This is a genomic window from Nocardioides cavernaquae (assembly GCF_003600895.1).
GTDB lineage: Bacteria > Actinomycetota > Actinomycetes > Propionibacteriales > Nocardioidaceae > Nocardioides > Nocardioides cavernaquae.
In genome coordinates this window covers 1,083,313-1,101,237 of the sequence record NZ_QYRP01000002.1, presented here as the reverse complement: position 1 = coordinate 1,101,237, position 17,925 = coordinate 1,083,313, and the positions used below count along the sequence as shown (strand labels likewise).

The 17,925-nt window shown below is 67.3% G+C and carries 18 protein-coding genes; 13 read left to right on the top strand and 5 right to left on the bottom strand.

Features of this window, described 5'->3' with window-relative positions:
* Nucleotides 1-31: 31 nt before the first annotated feature.
* Nucleotides 32-583 (bottom strand): hypothetical protein, encoded by a 552-nt coding sequence (locus D4739_RS05425; protein WP_120059615.1) that lies wholly within the window; start codon nt 581-583, stop codon nt 32-34.
* A complete protein-coding gene (locus D4739_RS05420) occupies nt 580-1,935 on the bottom strand; it encodes an MATE family efflux transporter (RefSeq protein ID WP_238473533.1) in 1,356 nt (451 codons plus the stop codon). Before D4739_RS05420 ends, D4739_RS05425 begins: the two co-directional genes overlap by 4 nt.
* 379 nt (nt 1,936-2,314) lie before the next feature.
* On the opposite strand from D4739_RS05420, the gene dnaB reads away from it, so the two are divergent.
* The 11 genes from dnaB to D4739_RS05365 all read left to right on the top strand — a co-directional run bounded on the left by dnaB (nt 2,315) and on the right by D4739_RS05365 (nt 14,413).
* A complete protein-coding gene (gene dnaB / locus D4739_RS05415; protein ID WP_338016259.1) occupies nt 2,315-4,933 on the top strand; it encodes a replicative DNA helicase in 2,619 nt (872 codons plus the stop codon).
* A 460-nt stretch (nt 4,934-5,393) separates the two neighbouring features.
* Entirely contained in the window at nt 5,394-6,215 is an 822-nt protein-coding gene (locus D4739_RS05410) for an amidohydrolase family protein (protein ID WP_120059614.1), read from the top strand.
* Between the two features lie 171 nt (nt 6,216-6,386).
* Nucleotides 6,387-6,923, top strand: a complete 537-nt coding sequence (locus D4739_RS05405) for an AmiS/UreI family transporter (RefSeq protein WP_120059613.1) — start codon at nt 6,387-6,389, stop codon at nt 6,921-6,923.
* A gap of 83 nt (nt 6,924-7,006) precedes the next feature.
* Nucleotides 7,007-7,537: an MSMEG_0572/Sll0783 family nitrogen starvation response protein gene (locus D4739_RS05400; RefSeq protein ID WP_182920319.1), complete on the top strand. Its 531-nt coding sequence runs from the start codon at nt 7,007-7,009 to the stop codon at nt 7,535-7,537.
* Nucleotides 7,538-7,553: 16 nt separating this feature from the next.
* Nucleotides 7,554-8,645, top strand: coding sequence for an MSMEG_0568 family radical SAM protein (locus tag D4739_RS05395; RefSeq protein ID WP_120061743.1), 1,092 nt, complete (start codon nt 7,554-7,556; stop codon nt 8,643-8,645).
* Nucleotides 8,642-10,051 carry an MSMEG_0567/sll0787 family protein gene (locus D4739_RS05390; RefSeq protein WP_120059612.1) on the top strand — a complete coding sequence of 470 codons (1,410 nt, stop codon included), beginning with the start codon at nt 8,642-8,644 and terminating at the stop codon, nt 10,049-10,051. Before D4739_RS05395 ends, D4739_RS05390 begins: the two co-directional genes overlap by 4 nt.
* Entirely contained in the window at nt 10,048-10,908 is an 861-nt protein-coding gene (locus D4739_RS05385) for a carbon-nitrogen hydrolase family protein (protein ID WP_120059611.1), read from the top strand. The genes D4739_RS05390 and D4739_RS05385 overlap by 4 nt, the downstream gene beginning before the upstream one ends.
* Entirely contained in the window at nt 10,901-11,203 is a 303-nt protein-coding gene (locus D4739_RS05380; protein WP_120059610.1) for an MSMEG_0570 family nitrogen starvation response protein, read from the top strand. The genes D4739_RS05385 and D4739_RS05380 overlap by 8 nt, the downstream gene beginning before the upstream one ends.
* A gap of 2 nt (nt 11,204-11,205) precedes the next feature.
* Nucleotides 11,206-12,477 (top strand): MSMEG_0569 family flavin-dependent oxidoreductase, encoded by a 1,272-nt coding sequence (locus tag D4739_RS05375; protein WP_120059609.1) that lies wholly within the window; start codon nt 11,206-11,208, stop codon nt 12,475-12,477.
* 11 nt (nt 12,478-12,488) lie between these two features.
* Complete coding sequence (locus tag D4739_RS05370; protein ID WP_120059608.1) at nt 12,489-13,310, top strand: carbon-nitrogen hydrolase family protein; 822 nt, start codon at nt 12,489-12,491, stop codon at nt 13,308-13,310.
* Nucleotides 13,311-13,321: 11 nt separating this feature from the next.
* The gene (locus D4739_RS05365) at nt 13,322-14,413 is read left to right on the top strand and encodes an MSMEG_0565 family glycosyltransferase (RefSeq protein ID WP_120059607.1); all 1,092 of its coding nucleotides are present in this window, start codon (nt 13,322-13,324) and stop codon (nt 14,411-14,413) included.
* Between the two features lie 218 nt (nt 14,414-14,631).
* On the opposite strand, the gene D4739_RS17315 is transcribed toward D4739_RS05365, so the two are convergent.
* Genes D4739_RS17315 through D4739_RS05355 form a run of 3 tightly spaced genes read right to left on the bottom strand, consistent with a single transcriptional unit; the run spans nt 14,632 to nt 16,520 of the window.
* Entirely contained in the window at nt 14,632-14,754 is a 123-nt protein-coding gene (locus D4739_RS17315) for a hypothetical protein (protein WP_274380469.1), read from the bottom strand.
* Nucleotides 14,747-15,841: a sensor histidine kinase gene (locus D4739_RS05360; RefSeq protein WP_274380468.1), complete on the bottom strand. Its 1,095-nt coding sequence runs from the start codon at nt 15,839-15,841 to the stop codon at nt 14,747-14,749. The genes D4739_RS17315 and D4739_RS05360 overlap by 8 nt, the downstream gene beginning before the upstream one ends.
* The gene (locus tag D4739_RS05355; RefSeq protein WP_120059605.1) at nt 15,834-16,520 is read right to left on the bottom strand and encodes a response regulator transcription factor; all 687 of its coding nucleotides are present in this window, start codon (nt 16,518-16,520) and stop codon (nt 15,834-15,836) included. The genes D4739_RS05360 and D4739_RS05355 overlap by 8 nt, the downstream gene beginning before the upstream one ends.
* Nucleotides 16,521-16,610: 90 nt before the next feature.
* On the opposite strand from D4739_RS05355, the gene D4739_RS05350 reads away from it, so the two are divergent.
* Nucleotides 16,611-17,282, top strand: coding sequence for a D-alanyl-D-alanine carboxypeptidase family protein (locus tag D4739_RS05350; RefSeq protein ID WP_120059604.1), 672 nt, complete (start codon nt 16,611-16,613; stop codon nt 17,280-17,282).
* A complete protein-coding gene (locus D4739_RS05345) occupies nt 17,279-17,845 on the top strand; it encodes a VanZ family protein (RefSeq protein WP_120059603.1) in 567 nt (188 codons plus the stop codon). Before D4739_RS05350 ends, D4739_RS05345 begins: the two co-directional genes overlap by 4 nt.
* The last annotated feature ends 80 nt before the right edge of the window (nt 17,846-17,925 follow it).

The following is a 17,925-nucleotide window of genomic DNA, read 5'->3' as shown; positions in this document are numbered from 1 at the left end:
CGCTGCATTTGCTGGTGCGGAGGCCGCGACCTCAGGTGCGCGCGGGGACGACCGCCCAGTCCCGGTTGGAGTGCCAGAAGGCCAGGACGATCGCGGCGAGCAGGCCGAAGACCTGGAACAGGATCATCGTGGCCTCGATCGAGTCGAGCTTGCCGCCGTAGACGAGCACGGACATGACGCCAACGGTGATGTGCATGTAGGCGAGGTACTTCCACCAGACCGACGCCTGCGGCTCCCGGCGGGAGAGGTGCGCTGCGAGCAGGCAGAACAGGACCATCCAGATCAGGCCGGGGATGCGCAGCGCCCACTCGAGCGCCACGTCCTCGTCGTGGACCGCGGCGGCCCACTTCGGGGGCCACAGCACCGCCGACCCCACCACGGCTGCTGTCGCCGAGATCAGCAGGGGGCCGCGTCCCGCCATCCCCCGGGTCAGCACCACCGAGGCGATCAGGATCAGCAGCCAGCCGAACCAGTCGGGCAGCACGTCCCAGTCGTCGCGGACGACCGTGAGCGAGAAGAGCAGGCCGAGCCCGATCATGCGCAGGGGCTTGAGTTCGCGCGGCGGGCGCACAGCGTCGGTCACGCGGACACAGTAGTGCCGGTCACCATCCAGCGCGTGCCCCTGGCCCGATGCAGGAGCACGGCGCCGCGCGCGAGCATGAAGCCGAAGCTGAAGACCACCCAGAGCCAGACCAGCGATCCGCTGGTGGCGGCAAGCAGCGCGAGCGGCACGTAGACCAGGAGTACGACGACGCCCGAGGCGGCGAGGTAGCGCCCGTCGCCGGCGCCGATCAGCACGCCGTCGAGCACGAAGACGATCCCGGCGAGGGGCTGGCCGAGTGCGGCGATCAGGAGGACCGGGACCAGCAGCTCGTGCACCGCCGGATCGGAGCTGAACAGCGGTGCCAGCCAGGGTGACGCCGCCGCGAGGAGCAGCCCGCACACCACGCCTGAGGCGAGGCCCCACTGCGTCATGCGCCGGGTGGCCCGACGCGTCCCCTCGATGTCGCCGGCGCCGAGTGCGCGGCCGGTGATCGCCTGCGCGGCGATGGCGATCGCGTCGAGGGAGTAGGCCAGGAACGTCCAGATCGTCAGGGCCAGCTGATGGGTGGCCAGCTTGGCGTCGCCGCCGAGCCCGGCCGCGGCGTACAGGGTGAGGAGGAGCGCAGCCCGAAGCGTCAGGGTGCGCACGACGAGCGAGACACCCGCGTGCGCGGCTGCCCGGATCCCCGGGAAGTCGGGGCGGAGCCGCGCGTCGTGGCGGCGCGCGGCGCGGATCACGACGGCGACGAGGATGCCGGCGGTCGCGAGCTGTGCGAGCAGTGACCCGAGAGCCGAGCCGCGCAGCCCGAGTGCGGGGACCGGACCGATGCCATAGACCAGCGCGAGGTTGAGGACCACGTTGAGGACGTTGCCGATCACCGCGGCGGCCAGGGGAGTGCGCGTGTCCTGGAGGCCACGCAGCACTCCGGTCGCGGCCAGCAGGACCAGGAGCGGGGTCGTGCCGACGACCGCGATGCGGAGGTACGTCGCGGCGAGCTCTGCGACCGCATCGCTGGCGCCGAAGACCCGCACCAGCCACGGCGTGGCCACCATGCCGGCAAGGGTGGTCGGCACGCCGATGGCGACCGCGAGCCAGATGCCGTCGATGCCCTGGGCGATGGCGCCCGATGTGTCGCCGGCGCCGATCCGGCGAGCCACCTGCGCGGTGGTCCCGTAGGCGAGGAAGACGCACAGCCCGACGATCGTGGTGAGCACCGCTCCCGCGACGCCGAGGGCGGCGAGCTGCGGTGTGCCGAGGTGGCCGACGATCGCCGCATCGGCCAGCAGGAAGAGCGGCTCGGCGACGAGCGCGAGGAAGGCCGGGCCCGTGAGGCGCAGGATCTCGCGGTCGAGTGCGGGGATGCGCAGGTTGCGGGAGGGTCTGCCGGACACGGGCGAACGCTATCCCGTGGTGCGGTGGGGGATGCCTGAGGTCACCGGTGGAGAAGTTGTGCATACCGAGCGGTAGGAAGGCCGTGTCGACAAAACAACATGGCGCCTGGGCTGGCGTTCAGTACCGGACCAGTGGTCTGAAGATTCTTTTCATCCACAGGTGTGGAAACACGTTCCTGCAGGTCAGGCACGGGAAGTGGAGATTTCCGGAACCTCTGTCCACACCCTTTTCCGCAGTCTGTGCACATGTTGCATGCGTGTCGTCCACCGAATGCGCAAGTTGTCCACACCCCCTGTGGATAACTCGGCGTCAAGTTCTTGGCGCGGCGGGGCTTTGGGGCCTACCTTCGCGTGATCGGCGCAGGGCCTGCGGGACGCAATGTCAGTGGTCGTCCCTAGCGTGAGAGGCAGCGACCGACGCTGTGTACGACGAGGACGGGGCGCCGCCATGACGATGACCAACTTCAGCGGGGCCCTGTCTTCCGGGCCCCCGGAGCCGCCCGACTCCGACTCCTGGGGCGACGGCCCCTCGGCGTACTCCCCGGGGGAGCAGCCCCGCAGCGCCGGCGACCGCACGCCGCCGCAGGACAACGCGGCCGAGCAGAGCGTCCTCGGGTCGATGCTGCTCTCCAAGGACGCCATCGCCGACGTCTCCGAGGTGCTGCGCGGCATCGACTTCTACCGCCCCGTGCACGAGGTCATCTACGACACGATCATCGACCTGTTCGGTCGCGGCGAGCCGGCGGACCCGATCACCGTCGCCAACGAGCTCCAGCGCAAGGGCGAGCTGCAGCGCACCGGTGGCGCTCCCTATCTCCACACCCTTTCGGCCAATGTGCCGATCGCGGCCAACGCGGGCTACTACGCCGAGATCGTCAAGGAGAAGGCCATCCTGCGGCGGATGGTCACCGCCGGCACCAAGATCGTGCAGCTCGGCTATGCGGGCGAGGGCGAGATCGCGGGCCTGGTCGACCAGGCGCAGGCCGAGGTCTACGGCCTGGCCGAGGGCCGGTCCAAGGAGGACTACGTCCCGCTGTCCGACGTCATGGAAGGCGTGCTCGACGAGATCGAGGCGATCGGCAACCGTGAGGCCGGGGTCTACGGCGTGCCCACCGGGTTCGTCGAGTTCGACGAGCTGACCAACGGTTTCCACAGCGGTCAGATGATCATCGTCGCGGCGCGACCCGCGATGGGCAAGGCGCTCGCCCTCGACACCCCGCTGCCGACGCCCTCGGGCTGGACCACGATGGGCGAGGTGCAGGTCGGCGACCTGCTGTACGACGCCACCGGGCGCCCGACGCGAGTGGTTGCGGCGACCGATGTCATGGAGGAGCGCCCGTGCTACGAGGTGCACTTCTCGGATGGCTCCGTGATCGTTGCCGATGCTGAGCACCAGTGGATGACGGAGACGCGGGCGGCTCGTAAGTCCGAGTGGGCTGCGCGGACTCACTACAACCGCACCCGCAATCAGACAACCTTTGCGGAGACCACCACGACGGCCGATATGGCTGCGACACTCAGGGTCGGCAAGGAACAGCGCGCCAACCACGCAGTGCTCAACGCCAGTGCGATCGAGGGATCGTGGGACAAGCTCCCGGTCGCTCCCTACGTCCTGGGTGCCTGGCTGGGAGACGGGCACAGCGCCGGCCCGCGCATCACGTGTGAGACCGACGAGATCCCGTCGTTGATCCGTGACTGCGGCTACGAGGTCACTGCCCGCGGCGGCATGCTCTACTCGATCCGCTCTGCCGGTCCGATCGAGACCGCGAGCGGTCGCATGTGCCCCGTTTGTGGCGGCGCCTACACGCAGGACTGCCGGACAACGCACGGCACCTTCACGGGGCTCCTGCGCCAGGCAGGTGTCCTGGGTGAGAAGCACATCCCTGCCAGCTACTTGCGCGCCGCCGAGCCTCTGCGACGCGAGCTACTGGCCGGACTGATGGACACCGACGGCACGCTCGTGAAGGGCGTCGGTTCCTGCCAGTTCGCGGTCACCAGCAAGCGCCTAGCCGATGATGTCTACGAGCTGATCGTGAGCCTGGGTTACAAGTGTGGTCGCACGTCACGCCGGGTCAAGGGGCGCTCGGAGGAGACCTCGACCTGCTACATCCTCAACTTCTCGACGACCGATGACGTCTTCCGTCTCGGGCGGAAGCACCGTGCTCACATCGAGGAGCGGCCCGCCACAACGCGGCGCATCGGCCGGCGCTACGTCACCGAGGTGCGCGAGATCCAGAGCGTTCCCGTGCGCTGCGTGCAGGTCGACAACGACGACCACATGTATCTCGCTGGCGAGTCGATGATCCCGACGCACAACTCGACACTTGCTCTTGACTTCTGCCGGGCGGCGTCGATCCACAACAACCTGACCAGCTGCTTCTTCAGCCTCGAGATGAACCGCTCGGAGATCACCATGCGTCTCCTGAGCGCCGAGGCCAAGGTGCCGCTCAACCACATCCGCACCGGCCAGATGACCGACGACGACTGGGCCAAGATCGCGCGCAAGATGGGCGAGATCTCGAGTGCTCCGTTCTTCATCGACGACTCGCCCAACATGACGATGATGGAGATCCGGGCCAAGGCCCGGCGCCTCAAGCAGAACCACGACCTCAAGCTCATCGTGATCGACTACATGCAGCTGATGAGCTCCGGCAAGAAGGTCGAGTCCCGTCAGCTCGAGGTCTCGGAGTTCTCCCGCAACATCAAGCTCCTCGCCAAGGAGCTCGAGATCCCGATCATCGCGCTGTCCCAGCTCAACCGTGGTCCCGAGCAGCGTGCCGACAAGCGCCCCGCCGTCTCCGACCTGCGTGAGTCCGGCTCGCTCGAACAGGACGCCGACATGGTCGTCCTGCTGCACCGCGACGACGTCTACGAGCGTGAGTCGACCCGTCCGGGCGAGGCCGACATCATCGTCGCCAAGCACCGCAACGGCCCCACCCGCGACATCACCGTGGCGTTCCAGGGTCACTACTCACGCTTCGTCGACATGGCCCACTGAGCAAGGCTGTTGTTGAGATGCAGCGAAGATTGACACCGAGCATGTCGGTGTCAATGTTTACGCATTCGATCGACTTTGACGGCTGCGGCGGTGAGGCCTCACCTGCCGGCTTGGCCGCAACCCGGCCACGTCGTCCTCGGTCCGGGCGTGCCTGACTCTTACTAGCTTTAGGCCGCTTTATCTGAATCAGATAAAGCGGCTCCTCAACCATTCGTCGGCCGCCGCCGATGGCCTGACGGGGCCATGGCCGACCTGCCTCGACCTGCCCGGACCGAGCGGCGGGCTTGGGCCAGGGTCCAGGCCATGGGTGCCGGCAAGGACGGCGGCCGCGACCTTTACTAGTGGCGATTTCCAACGGATCACAGAAGACCCAGGCCAGTAACAGAAACCTTACGAGCTGGGTTCGCCACCGTATTCCGGCCGTAACCAACCCGAAACACATCGCCCGCAGGCTCTTCTCATGACGAGCATCAACGACGCACACCGTCACCTCGGCCGTTTGCCCGCGTTCCCGTTCTACGGCGGGCCGGCGATCAGCCCCGACGTCACGGCGCGCACGACCATTGACGAGCTCATCGCGGACCTCGACAAGGAAGGCGTCGAACGGGCCCTTGTACTCCCGAACTACGGGGTTCCGGATCCGGATGTGGCTTTCGGATTCAACAACCTGGTCCTTGAAGCTGCTCAGTCAGACGACCGCATCCGTTGCGGGTTGTGGGTATCGCCCAAAGGGAGCGACAGCGATCGCAACGATGCGGCACTCGCTCTTGCAGTCGAAGAGGGTGTCGTTGCCCTCAAGACGAGCTTCCTTCTCGGCGGCCATCCGACTGATGACGACAGCCTCGAGCAGCTCGACAAGATCTTCGCGACCGCCGCCGAACTGGACCTCACCGTACACGTGCACACCAGCCCCGGCGCAGCCTCGGACATCGATCAGGTCGGGACTCTCGTCGAGCGATACGGCGATAGGAGCCGCGTGCACCTAGTCCACCTCGGCGGTGGGATGAGCGGCCACATGAAGTTCATCGGCGGCCGATTCTTCGACTGGATCGAGCAGGGGCTCAAGGTCTACACCGACACCAGCTGGGCCATCGGTTTTGCGCCGATCTGGCTTGCCCAAGAGATCGAGCGAAGGGGCATCGGACACGACCGTGTCCTGTTCGCGTCCGACCTGCCGTGGGGGGACTTCGCTGGGGAGTACCACCGCCTCCGGGCTGCGGCTGGCGACGGCGAGCTCGGGCGCGCGGTGTTCGACGAAAACTTCTCAGCGCTCTACGGCTGAGGGCCCGCTCCGGCGGGGAGAAGGAAGGTGGCGCCGTCAAAGAAGACGACGCCACCTGAGCGATCGAAACACCCAATGATGCCCAAAGGGATTGCAGTCCCTGAGGGCGGGAATCCGATCACTTCGACGGTAACACCGCCGCGGTATCGGATCGAATCGAAAGGACTCCGCATGCCCCCCATTACCGTCGTTTTCGTCGTCAGCGGCCTCGCCGTCTGGCTGAACGGCCTGGCCTTCCTCGGCCTCGGCTCCAAGCCGCAGCCCGGCGGCAAGGATCCGCTCATCACGGTCGGCTGGGTCACACTCGTAGCCGGCCTCGTCGACCTCATCAACGCTCTGTGGATCATCCAGAAGCTTTTCGCCACAGACGGCAGCGATGTCGGCGTACGGCTCGCCGGCCTCGTGACCTTCTACGGGCTCTTCTTCGTGGCCCTCGGCGTCAGCCTCGTCAAGGGTCTCGATCTCCGCCCCGTTGCGAACCTCGCGATCGCTGTTGCGATCGTTCCGTTGGCCTGGCTTCCGTTCTTCGACGGCGGCTGGATGTTCAAGTCGATCCTCGCGTTCTGGGTCGTCTCCTTCCTCGCCGTCGCCGCAGTGGTCTACGGCAAGCTCCGCGGCCAGGTGCTGGGCGTCGTGCTCGTCGCGACGTCGCTCTACACGTTCCTTCTGCCCGCCGCTCTGCTGGGCAGCGGCCACACGATCCCGTGAACAGCCCCTTCTGGAGCCGCATGAAGGCGGCCTTCCTCCCCGATCCCGTCCTTGACCCCGCACCGACATCCACAGGAGAAAACATGACCACCAGCGACATCGACGCCCTGATCCAGGAGAACATGGCGAAGTCCCTCGCCGAGGTTCCCCACCCGAGCCAGGCGGCCGGGACGAACCTCTACGGCTCCACCAAGGTCTTCCCCGACTTCCAGGCCGAAGACGGCGAAACCTACTTCACCCTCGTCCACGGCATCCCACACGAGTCCTCCGTCTCGTTCGTCGCCGTCCTGCAGGCTACGCGCGCGCTTCGCAAGGGCTTCGACTCGGCCATCTACTTCTACGGCCCGGGCACCCTCGCCTGTATGCAGACCCGCGGCTTTCCGACCGTCGGCGACGCTGCCTTCCCCGGCGAGCTGAACATGAACGGCTCGATCGAGACCTTCATCAAGGAGGGCGGCACCGTCTACTGCTGCCGCTTCGGCCTGTCGCTGCACGGCCTGCGTGAGGAAGACCTGATCGAGGGCGTCATCCCGACGCACCCGCTCGACGTTCAGGACGCCCTCATCCACTACGCCCGCAAGGGCGCCATCATCAACTCCACCTACAACCTCTGAGTTGGAGGCCGCGCCGATGACCATCGAGAACCTGCGCTCAACCCGCGTGGATGTCGCGATCCAGGGCATCCGTCTGCTCGACACCCCTGTCACTCGCAAGGCGGGGGCCGGCCCGAGCGACGACGGCCATGTCCTCCTCGACGGCATCGGCGCGGCCATCCCACTTAACCCACGAAGTCCCTACACCGTTCGCGGCGGAAAACTCCTTCTCGACGGCGCTGATACCGGGGTCGGCCTCGAGGCGATCGAGCGACCGAAGTTCTACGACCTCGCGACCTCGGACGGCATCGCATACGACAAGATCGCGCGGCTCCACTCCGCCAACGTGCTAGCAACGACGGTCGTCCAGACCTGCAGCCGGTACGACGAGGCCGAGAGATGCCGGTTCTGCGCCATCGAGAAGTCGCTCGAGTCGGGCTCCACGATCGCCGTGAAGACCCCCGCCATGCTCGCCGAGGTCGCCGCAGCCGCCGTGGCCCTCGATGGCGTCGAACAGATGGTGATGACCACCGGAACATCGCGCGGCCGAGACCGGGGCGCAACCCACCTGGCTCGCTGCGTCGCCGCAGTCCGCGAGGCCGTGCCGGACCTCCCCATCCAGGTCCAGATCGAACCCCCCGGCGACCTCGCCTCCCTTCAGGAGCTTTACGACGCCGGCGCCCGCTCGATCGGCATCCACATCGAATCGCTCGACGATGACGTACGGACCAAGTGGATGCCGGGCAAGGGGTCGGTCCCCATGACGGAGTACCGAGCCGCATGGCGAGAGGCCGTCCGCATCTTCGGTTGGAACCAAGTCTCGACCTACATCCTGATCGGTCTGGGCGAGGACGTCGACGAGTTGGTCGCAGGTTGCGAAGAGCTCATCGCGATGGGCGTCTACCCGTTTGTGGTCCCCTACCGCCCACTGGATGGAACCCTCGCCAAGGACGTCGACAATGTTCCCGCCCCATCGTTCGCGCATAGCTACGAAGTGACCAGCCGCGTTGCCGCTGCGCTCAGGACGGCGGGAATGGCCGGAGCCGACCAGGCCGCCGGTTGCGCCTCCTGCGGAGCGTGCTCTGCACTCGGCGCGGCCACCACGCCCGCCTGCGAGGTATCCGCATGATCACCTCACTGACCGACGTGATCCTGGCGGGAACTCTCCCCGGACCAACGCACGATCATCAGTTCCTGGTCGTCCGCGCCGACGCGGCCGAGCGCGGCGCCTATCTCCGTCTGCGCGAGGACGTCTTCATTCGTGAGCAGGCGCTGTTCTCGGGCTCCGACCGTGACCACCATGACGAGGACCTCCGCACGATCGTGCTCGTCGCTCGCACCCCGGACGGCACCGTCCTTGGCGGCGTGCGGATTCATCCGATGACAGATCCGGACCTCGGCTGGTGGCGCGGAAGCCGGTTGGCTGTCATGCGCGGAGCGCGGGGCACGCACGGCGTCGGCGTCGCACTGATCCGTGCCGCGTGCGCGGCGGCCGAAGAAGAAGGCGCCCTCCGCTTCGACGCTGTGGTCCAGGAGGCCAACGAGCGCATTTTCACCGGTCTTGGCTGGATACCGGTCGGTCGCCAGATGCTCCGCGGCCGGCCGCACATCGAGTTCGAATGGCCGATCGCACGGATCCAGAACGCCGTGAACCGGACGAAGGCAATCCTTGAAGGCATAGTCGGCGACCTTCTACCTCGCGACCGTTGGACCGGTGACGACGGCGTTCCGGTCCCTGGCTCCAGCCTGGTGGCCGCATGCGACGCCATCCTGCCCTCCATGGTGGAACGCGATCCGGAATGGGCCGGGTGGTGTTCAGTGCTCGTCAACGTCAACGACCTGTTCGCCATGGGCGCCACACCTGTCGGCCTCCTTGACGCGGTCGCGGGACGCGATGCCTCCTTCGTCCGGCGCATCGTTCGCGGTATCGCCGAGGCATCCCGCGCATGGGACGTTCCCGTGCTCGGCGGACACACCCAGGTCGGGGTGCCGGGCGCCCTCTCCGTCACGGCGCTCGGACACGCAACAAACCCGGTCCCCGGTGGCGGCGCCGCGCCCGGCCAGCGCATCCGCGTCACCGCCGATCTGGACGGCTCCTGGCGCCCCGGCTACACGGGCGGCCAATGGGACACCTCATCGCGGCGTACCGGCGAGGAATTGCGCGCGCTCGGCAGGATCGTGCCAGCTCTCGCACCGACCGCCGCCAAGGACGTTTCCATGGCTGGCCTTGTCGGAACGACCGGGATGCTCGCGGAAGCCAGCGGTTGCAGGGTCGAGCTCGAGATGAGCGCCGTCCCACGCCCGCACACCGAATCGATGGGCGACTGGGCAACCTGCTTCCCCGGGTTTGCAATGGTCACCGCAGAGATCCAGCCGAGTGCCGCCGAGCTGCCCCACTTCGTCACCAGCAACGTATGCGGTATCGCACTTGCCGGTACCGGCGTCGGCCTCCGCTGGCCCGACGGCCGGGTCACCGACGCCGTTCAGTCCTCCGTGACCGGACTTGGTCACGCCTTCGAAAGGAGCCCCTCATGACCGCTGTGGCCGCTGTGTCCGCGAACTTCGGCCGGGACCTCGATGCATGCCTTTCCGCTATCGGCGCGTACATCTACGACGCGCGCCAGCAGGGCGTAGGCCTTCTCGCTTTCCCCGAGGCTTCCCTGGGCGGCTACCTGTCCGTTCTAGGTGCGGGACGCGACGGTGCCCACGCTGCCGAGCCCGATTCGCTCCCCCCGATCATCGACATCGACGGCCCGGTCATGCGCAAGGTCGCTGAGATGGCTGGCGAAATGACCGTCGTGGTCGGCTTCTGCGAAGAGGATGGCGGTCACCGTTACAACAGTGCGGCGATCCTCAGCGGCGACGGCACGCATGGCGTCTACCGAAAAGTTCACCAACCACTCGGCGAGAACCTCTTCTACGAGGCGGGGTCGGACCTCAAGGCATTCGATACGCCGGCGGGCCGCGTGGGTGCGCTGATCTGCTACGACAAGGCATTCCCCGAGGCAGCGCGTTCGGTGGTCCTGGATGGCGCCGACATCGTGACCTGCATTTCCGCATGGCCGGCCGCACGGACAGCCACGGCAGGTTCGTTGGCTGACGACCGATGGACCCAGCGCTTCAACCTCTTCGATCAGGCACGGGCGCTGGAGAACCAGGTCGTCTGGCTGGCGTCCAACCAGGAAGGGACCTTCGGACGCCTTCGCTTCGTCGCCAACGCCAAGGTGGTCGGTCCCGGTGGCGACGTTCTGGCCACCACAGGCACCGGCGCTGGCATGGCCGTCGCGCAGCTCGATGTGGACGAGACGCTCGCCACCGCACGCCGGGCGATGTTCCACCTGGGCGACCGCCGTCCCGACCTCTACTCGATGAAGGGCAACGTCCATGCCTGAAATGACAGTCACTGTCCGGTGGCCCGGAGGTCAGGTCGACGACCTGTATTCGCCATCACTGGTCATGCATGACTACCTCAACACGGGCTCGGCCTACACGGTGCAGGACTTTGTAGCTCGCAGTACCGAGGCCCTGACGCTCGCGAGCGAACGCGTTCAGGCCAGGTTCGGCTACTTCTGCAGCAGCGCCGCCGATACCTCGACGCGCATCAAGTCCCGAGCGGCTACCTTCACCGACGACCAACTGGTCGAGGTCCTCAACATGACACCCGACCTTCCCTCTCAGGAGCGCTGACCATGACCACCGACCACGTCACTGTTGCCATCGTCGGCGGCGGCCAAGCGGGCCTCTCGACCAGCTGGCACCTCACTCAGTCAGGCGTCGACCACATCGTCTTCGAGGCCAAGACACTCGGACATGAATGGGCCGATACCCGGTGGGACAACTTCACCCTCGTGACACCGAACTGGCACTGTCGACTGCCCGGCTACCCGTACGACGGTCCCGACCCCGATGGGTTCATGACCCGCGATGAGGTTGTGGAGTGGCTTTCCGGCTACGCCCCGTCGTTCGGGCCGCCGGTCAAGGAGCACACCCGGGTCAACTCCCTGACAGAAGGTGTTGACGGCGGATTCGAGCTCGCGGTCACTGGACCGGATGGCTCATCAACCTGGCACGCGGACAACGTCGTCGTTGCCACCGGCGGCTACCACATGCCCATCGTTCCAACCTGGGCCGCAGGCATCGACCGCAGCATCCAGCAGCTCGAGTCGGCGCACTACAAGAAAGCTGACCAGCTGCCAGACGGGGCCGTCCTCGTCGTGGGTTCCGGCCAGTCCGGCGCGCAGATCGCCGAAGACCTTCACCTCGCCGGCCGCACCGTTCACCTCGCTCTCGGCGACGCACCTCGCGTGGCACGGTCCTACCGCGGCAAGGACGTGATGACCTGGCTCGCCGAAATGGGTCTCTACGACACCCCGGTACAGAAGTACCCCGGTGGCGTCGCAGCTCGCGAAAAGACCAATCACTACGTGACTGGCCGCGACGGCGGGCGCGACATCGACCTGCGCCAGTTCGCTCTCGAGGGAATGTCGCTCTACGGACTGCTCGCCAACGGTGCGGGAACCCGTCTGGAGTTCCTCCCCACCGCAACCGAGGCGTTGGACAGCGCCGACGCGGTGTACAACTCCATCTGCCGCGACATCGACCGCTACATCGAGCGGGAGGACATCGAGGCGCCCCCTGGCGCTCACTACTCGCCGGTCTGGGCGCTGGACGCGGATCCGGTCGAACTCGACCTCGCAGAGGCTGGAGTCACCTCCATCATCTGGGCGATCGGCTACCGGGCTGACTACCGCTGGGTCAAGACTGCGGTCTTCGACGGCGGCGGTCACCCCGCTCACGAACGCGGCCAAACGAAGCTGCCGGGCCTGTACTTCCTTGGCCTCCCCTGGCTTCACACGTGGGGCTCGGGCCGCTTCCACGGCATCGCGCGCGACGCGGGCCACGTTGTCGAGAAAATTGTCGGCTCACGCGTTGAGGCGGGCACGCACGCGGACGCACGTTAGATTCATCCGCCATGGCACTCCTTCGGATCGGCGCCGCTGCCGCCCATTTCGGTCGTGACCTCCCACGCGCCTTGGCCAAGGTCGAAGGCATCGTCACTGACGCCCGCGCGTCCAATGTCGGACTGCTCGTCCTGCCGGACGCGACGCTCGGCGGATACATCTCGGACTTGCGAACCCCCGACCCTGACGCCGTGCCGCCCGCCCTGTCCCTGGACTCCCCGGAAATCCAACGAATGAGCGCCATCGCAGGCGACATGGTCGTCTGCTTTGGCTTCGCCGAGGAACACGAGGGGCGCAGTTTCAACTCGGCCGCCTGCGTGACCGGCGACGGCGTTCTCGGCGTCCACCGCAAGGTCCATCAGCCTGCGGGTGAATCGCTCGTGTACGACGCAGGCGCCACGTTCGAGGCGTTCGACACCCCAGTGGGCCGGATGGGAATGCTGATCGACTACGACAAGACCTTCCCTGAAGCCGCACGCAGCCTCGCCCTGGAGGGCGCCTCAATTCTCGCCTGCCTCTCCGCATGGCCCGCCTCAGTCACCGACCGAGCGTCGAGGCTTCCGGCTGATCGCCAGTCGCGACTGTTCGATCTCTACGACTGTGCACGCGCAGCCGAGAACCAGGTCGTCTGGGTCTCGTCGAATCAGACCGGCGTGATGGGCGCGCTCAGATTCCTCGGTCAGGCAAAGATCGTCGGTCCGGGCGGCGACATCCTGGCGCGGACCGGATCGAAGGGCGGTCTGGCGATCGTTGAAGTGGACCCGGACGTTGAGATCGCGCGGGCCCGACGGATCCTGCACCACCTCGCCGAGCGGAAGCCCTCCGCCTACTAGGAGCTTTGACTTTGAAGATCGCCCTCCTCACGTATTCCACCAAACCTCGGGGCGGCGTCGTTCACACATTGGCCCTTGCCGAGGCACTCGCCGACCTCGGACAAGAGGTCCATGTCTGGACCCTGGCCAGGGGCGGCGATACCACCTTCTTCAGGAAGGTGGATCCAGCCGTCACGATCAAAGCAGTCGAATTCCCTGACAAGGAAGGCGAAGACGTCGGCACACGAATCGCCCGCTCGATCCAGGCCCTCAGGGATGCGTTCTCGCTTGAGCGCGACCGGTACGACATCGTCCACGCGCAGGACTGCATCTCCGCGAATGCAGCGCTGCCGTGCATCAGGACCATCCACCATCTCGACAACTTCACGACCCCCGAGCTCGTTGCCTGCCACGAACGAGCTGTCGTAGCACCCACCGCACGGATCTGCGTCTCCAGAGCCGTCGCGGACGAGGTCGCAAAGGGCTGGGGCCTGAACCCCGTGGTCATCCCCAACGGAGTCGACTCCGCACGGTTCGAAGCCGGCGCATCAGACGCGGTGGGGCGTGCTGGCTGGCGAGGATCCTTGGGCCGCTACGTCCTCGCGCTCGGTGGCATCGAACCCCGCAAGGGCTCAATCGACCTTCTCGAGGCCTTCGCTCGCATCGCCCCTGCCTACCCGGGACTGAACCTCGCATTCGGCGGGGGTGAAACACTCTTCGATTACCGCGATTACCGCGACTCCTTCAACGCACGCGCACTCGAGCTCGGCATCGAGCCTCAAATCGTCGGCGTACTCGACGACGACGAGTTGCCCGCGCTCGTTGCCGAAGCGAGCGCCCTCGCCATGGTGTCCAACAAGGAAGGGTTTGGCCTGGCAGCAATGGAAGCGCTCGCGGCAGGAGTTCCCGTTGTTGCTCGGGAACTCCCCGTGCTTCGCGAGGTCTTCGGGGATGAGATCCGTTACGCATCGACCGTGGGAGAAATTGCAACCCAGTTGGCGCAGGCCGTCGACTGCGCCGCCAACGACGCGCGCGAATCCGGTCGTGAGCTGGCGCGCTCCTACACCTGGCAACGAGCGGCCGAAGAGCACCTGGCGTTCTACGAATCGCTCGCAGTCGGATAGCGGGGCCAAACAGTCGAGTCCGCCCAGACCGCGGAAGGTCGCGAAGGTCTCGGGCCGACACCTTCGCCAGTAACTGAAGGATTCAACCGCAATCGAAGATTGACAACCGCTGCCGCGGAGCGACGTTCTGTCCATGTTTCCAGCGGGAAGCCTGTCATTCTTCGCTGCATCTCAACAGCTGACTGACGGCCTCGCGGCGACTCTGGCGCAGCGAGGCGTCAGTTGCAGGGCGCGCCTTCGCAGCACGGCCGGATGTAGCCGCAGCCGTCGCAGCGCTCATGGGAGGTCTCCCAGCGCATCAGGGTGTCGCAGTTGGGGCAGGGTTCGGTCAGGTCAGCCACGCGACAAGGGTAGGGCGAGGGCCACTTCGACGCGCAACCCGCCGCCGGGCCGGGCAGCGACACGGAGCCGACCGCCGTGTGCCTGCACGATGCTCTTCACGATGGCGAGGCCGAGGCCGATTCCCGCGTGATCGGAGCGCACGCGTGCGGTGCCGCGCTGGAACGGCTCAACGAGGGTGGCCACCAACGCCGGGCTCAGGTCCGGGCCGGTGTTCTCGACGGTCAGTACGACGGCGTGGGGACCCGAGGTCGTCGTCACCGTCACGGTGCCACCGTCCGCAAGGTTGTGGACGATCGCGTTGTGGACAAGGTTCGTCACCATCTGCAGCAGCAGGGCGGGTGAACCGGAGGCCGGTGCCACCGAGCCGGTCGTGGAGATCGAGATCCCGCGCTTCTCGGCGAGCGGGAGGAGTGTCTCGGTGGCCTCTTCGGCGAGGAGCGACAGGTCGACGTACTCGCTGGTGAAGGAGCCCTGATCCGCCCGGCTGAGCAGGAGCAGTGCCTCGGTGAGGTCGATCGCGCGCGTGTTGACCGAGTGCAGCTGCTCGATGAGCGCGGCAGCGTCACGGGACGGGTCCTCGCGCGCGACCTCGAGCAGGGTCTGCGTGATCGCCAGCGGAGTGCGCAGCTCGTGGGAGGCGTTGGCCGCGAAGCGCTGCTGCTCGGCGACGTGCGCCTCGAGCTGGGCGAGCATGGCGTCGAAGGCATCGGCGAGGTCGCGGAACTCGTCGCGGCGACCCGGGAGGTCGACCCGGTGGGAGAGCTTCCCGGTGGCAGCGACACGGGTGGCGGAGGTGATCCGCGCGAGGGGGGAAAGCATGCGACCGGCAAGGATCCAGCCACCCACCAGTCCGAAGACCAGCAGGAGGCCCATCATCATCGCGGCCTTCGGGACAAAGGCGCGTTCCAGATCGGAACGGGAGGGCCCGGGCACCCGCATGTATCCCGCGTCCGGGACGTAGCGCAGCAGAAAGACCCACACGACAGCGAGCAGCATCACCCCGGCGACCATCACCAGTGCTGCGTAGCTGAGTGCGAGCTTCAGGCGGACGCTGAGTCCCGGCCTCCTGGCCGTTTCGCTAGCCACGGCTCGGCTCCCCGCCAACCGACGTCTCGATGCGGTAGCCGACCCCGGCCACGGTGGTGATGATCCCGGGCTCGCCCAGTCGCTTGCGCAGGGAGGACACCGTGATGCGCACGGCGTTGGTGAACGGGTCGGCGTTCTCGTCCCAGGCCCGCTCCAGGAGTTCCTCGGCGCTGACCACGCCACCCTCGGCGCCGACCAGCACCTCGAGCACGGCGAACTGCTTGCGGGTGAGGGCCACGTAGCGATCATCGCGGTAGACCTCGCGGCGGAATGGGTCCAGCCGCAACCCTGCGATCTCCCGCACCGGGGGCCGGTTGTGCAGCCGCCGCCGGTCGAGAGCCCGCAGCCGGAGCACGAGCTCGCGCAGCTCGAACGGCTTGGTGAGGTAGTCGTCGGCACCGAGTTCGAAGCCCGAGGCCTTGTCGTCGAGGCGGTCGGCCGCGGTCAGCATCAGGATCGGCATGCCGCTGCCGGAACCGACGATCCGCCGCGCCACCTCGTCGCCGGAGGGACCGGGGATGTCCCGGTCGAGCACGACGATGTCGTAGCCGTTGACGCTCAGCAGCTCCAGTGCGGTGTCGCCGTCGCCCGCGACATCGCTCGCGATCGCCTCCAGACGGAGGCCGTCGCGGATGGCTCCGGCCAGAAGGGGCTCGTCCTCGACGATCAGCACGCGCATGGTGATCCCGATGCTACGAGTCGCGGCATATCGCCGGCATATCGAAAATCGGATACGCCCTCGCAACAGCGACCTTCCTTGACTGGATGCATGACCCGTCACGACCCATCCAGCCCATCCGCCCGGCGTACGTTCCCGGGGTCCCTGCTCGCCCTCGCCGCCCTCGGAGCGTTGCTCGTCGCTGCACTGGCGACCTGGCAGCCACCCTTCCCGTCCTCGAGGTCGTCCGGCGACGACGCACCGCTCGACGGCGCACCGCGCGCGAGCGCCGTCACCGGAGCCGTCGTCGTCGTCGTGCAGAACCGCAACGACCGGTACGCCGAGGGGTCGGTGCCTGCTGGCGTGACGGTGTTCGACGACCAGTTCGCCGCAGTGGCCAACCTCGACGCCGACCTTCTGGCTGCCCTCCGAAGGGCCGCGACCGCCGCGGCTGACGACGGCCTTCGGCTCGAGGTCAACAGCGGCTGGCGCTCGGCGGCGCATCAGGAGCGGCTGCTGGAGAAGGCGATTGCCGAGCGCGGCTCTGCGGAAGAGGCCGCGCGGTGGGTGGCCACGCCCGAGACCTCGCCTCATGTGTCAGGCGACGCGGTCGACATCGGTGGCGCGGGGGCCGGGTGGCTCGCCGTCCACGGCGCCGGCCACGGGCTGTGCCAGGTCTACGACAACGAGCCGTGGCACTTCGAGCTTCGCGAGTACGCCGCCACCGACGGCTGCCCCGCGACGTACGCCGATCCCTCGCGCGACCCGCGGATGCAGCAGTGATCCGGGGATGGCACGACCTGCTCTTCACCTTCACCGGGGTCGCCGCGCTGACCGTGTTCACGTTGCCGCTGGCCGCGCTCGTGGTGGTCGTCATCGCCGGGGTGCGGCAGTGGCGAAGGAGACCGCATGCCTGGCGCACGTCGGTGGCGCAGGTCGGCCTCGTCCACGGAACGGTGCCCTTCGTCTGGCTGACGATGATGCCGGGCAGCCGGGCCGGAGAGGTGACGGGGAGCGTGAGCATGGTGCCGCTGCGTGACCTCGAGACCATGGACACCGGCCAGGTGGTCGGGAACCTCCTGATCCTGGCCGCGCTGGGATTCTGCCTCCCCGTGCTGTCCTCGACCTGGGCATCGATCCCGCGGATCGTCGTGCTCGCTGCGGGCTGCTCGACGGTGATCGAGGTCCTGCAGTACGTCCTGCTGCTCGACCGGGTCTCGTCCGTCGACGACGTGCTGCTCAACACCGCCGGTGCCGGGCTGGCGGCGATCGCATCGTCGCCCTGGTGGCGTGGCTCCGGCACGAGCCGCCACGTGGGAGCACCCGGATGGGCCGAGATCGGCTGAGATCGGCTGAGCGTTGGACTCCGTCACAAGAGGGGCCCCGGACTGTGGTTCCCCTCACTAGCGGTGGAGTGGTCCGGCGC

Bases quoted from the DNA above. Each gene is read 5' to 3' on its own strand.
- dnaB (WP_338016259.1), top strand. From the start codon at position 2,315: ATGTCAGTGGTCGTCCCTAGCGTGAGAGGCAGCGACCGACGCTGTGTA.
- D4739_RS05410 (WP_120059614.1), top strand. From the start codon at position 5,394: ATGACGAGCATCAACGACGCACACCGTCACCTCGGCCGTTTGCCCGCG.
- D4739_RS05405 (WP_120059613.1), top strand. From the start codon at position 6,387: ATGCCCCCCATTACCGTCGTTTTCGTCGTCAGCGGCCTCGCCGTCTGG.
- D4739_RS05400 (WP_182920319.1), top strand. From the start codon at position 7,007: ATGACCACCAGCGACATCGACGCCCTGATCCAGGAGAACATGGCGAAG.
- D4739_RS05395 (WP_120061743.1), top strand. From the start codon at position 7,554: ATGACCATCGAGAACCTGCGCTCAACCCGCGTGGATGTCGCGATCCAG.
- D4739_RS05390 (WP_120059612.1), top strand. From the start codon at position 8,642: ATGATCACCTCACTGACCGACGTGATCCTGGCGGGAACTCTCCCCGGA.
- D4739_RS05385 (WP_120059611.1), top strand. From the start codon at position 10,048: ATGACCGCTGTGGCCGCTGTGTCCGCGAACTTCGGCCGGGACCTCGAT.
- D4739_RS05380 (WP_120059610.1), top strand. From the start codon at position 10,901: ATGCCTGAAATGACAGTCACTGTCCGGTGGCCCGGAGGTCAGGTCGAC.
- D4739_RS05375 (WP_120059609.1), top strand. From the start codon at position 11,206: ATGACCACCGACCACGTCACTGTTGCCATCGTCGGCGGCGGCCAAGCG.
- D4739_RS05370 (WP_120059608.1), top strand. From the start codon at position 12,489: ATGGCACTCCTTCGGATCGGCGCCGCTGCCGCCCATTTCGGTCGTGAC.
- D4739_RS05355 (WP_120059605.1), bottom strand. From the start codon at position 16,520: ATGCGCGTGCTGATCGTCGAGGACGAGCCCCTTCTGGCCGGAGCCATC.
- D4739_RS05350 (WP_120059604.1), top strand. From the start codon at position 16,611: ATGACCCGTCACGACCCATCCAGCCCATCCGCCCGGCGTACGTTCCCG.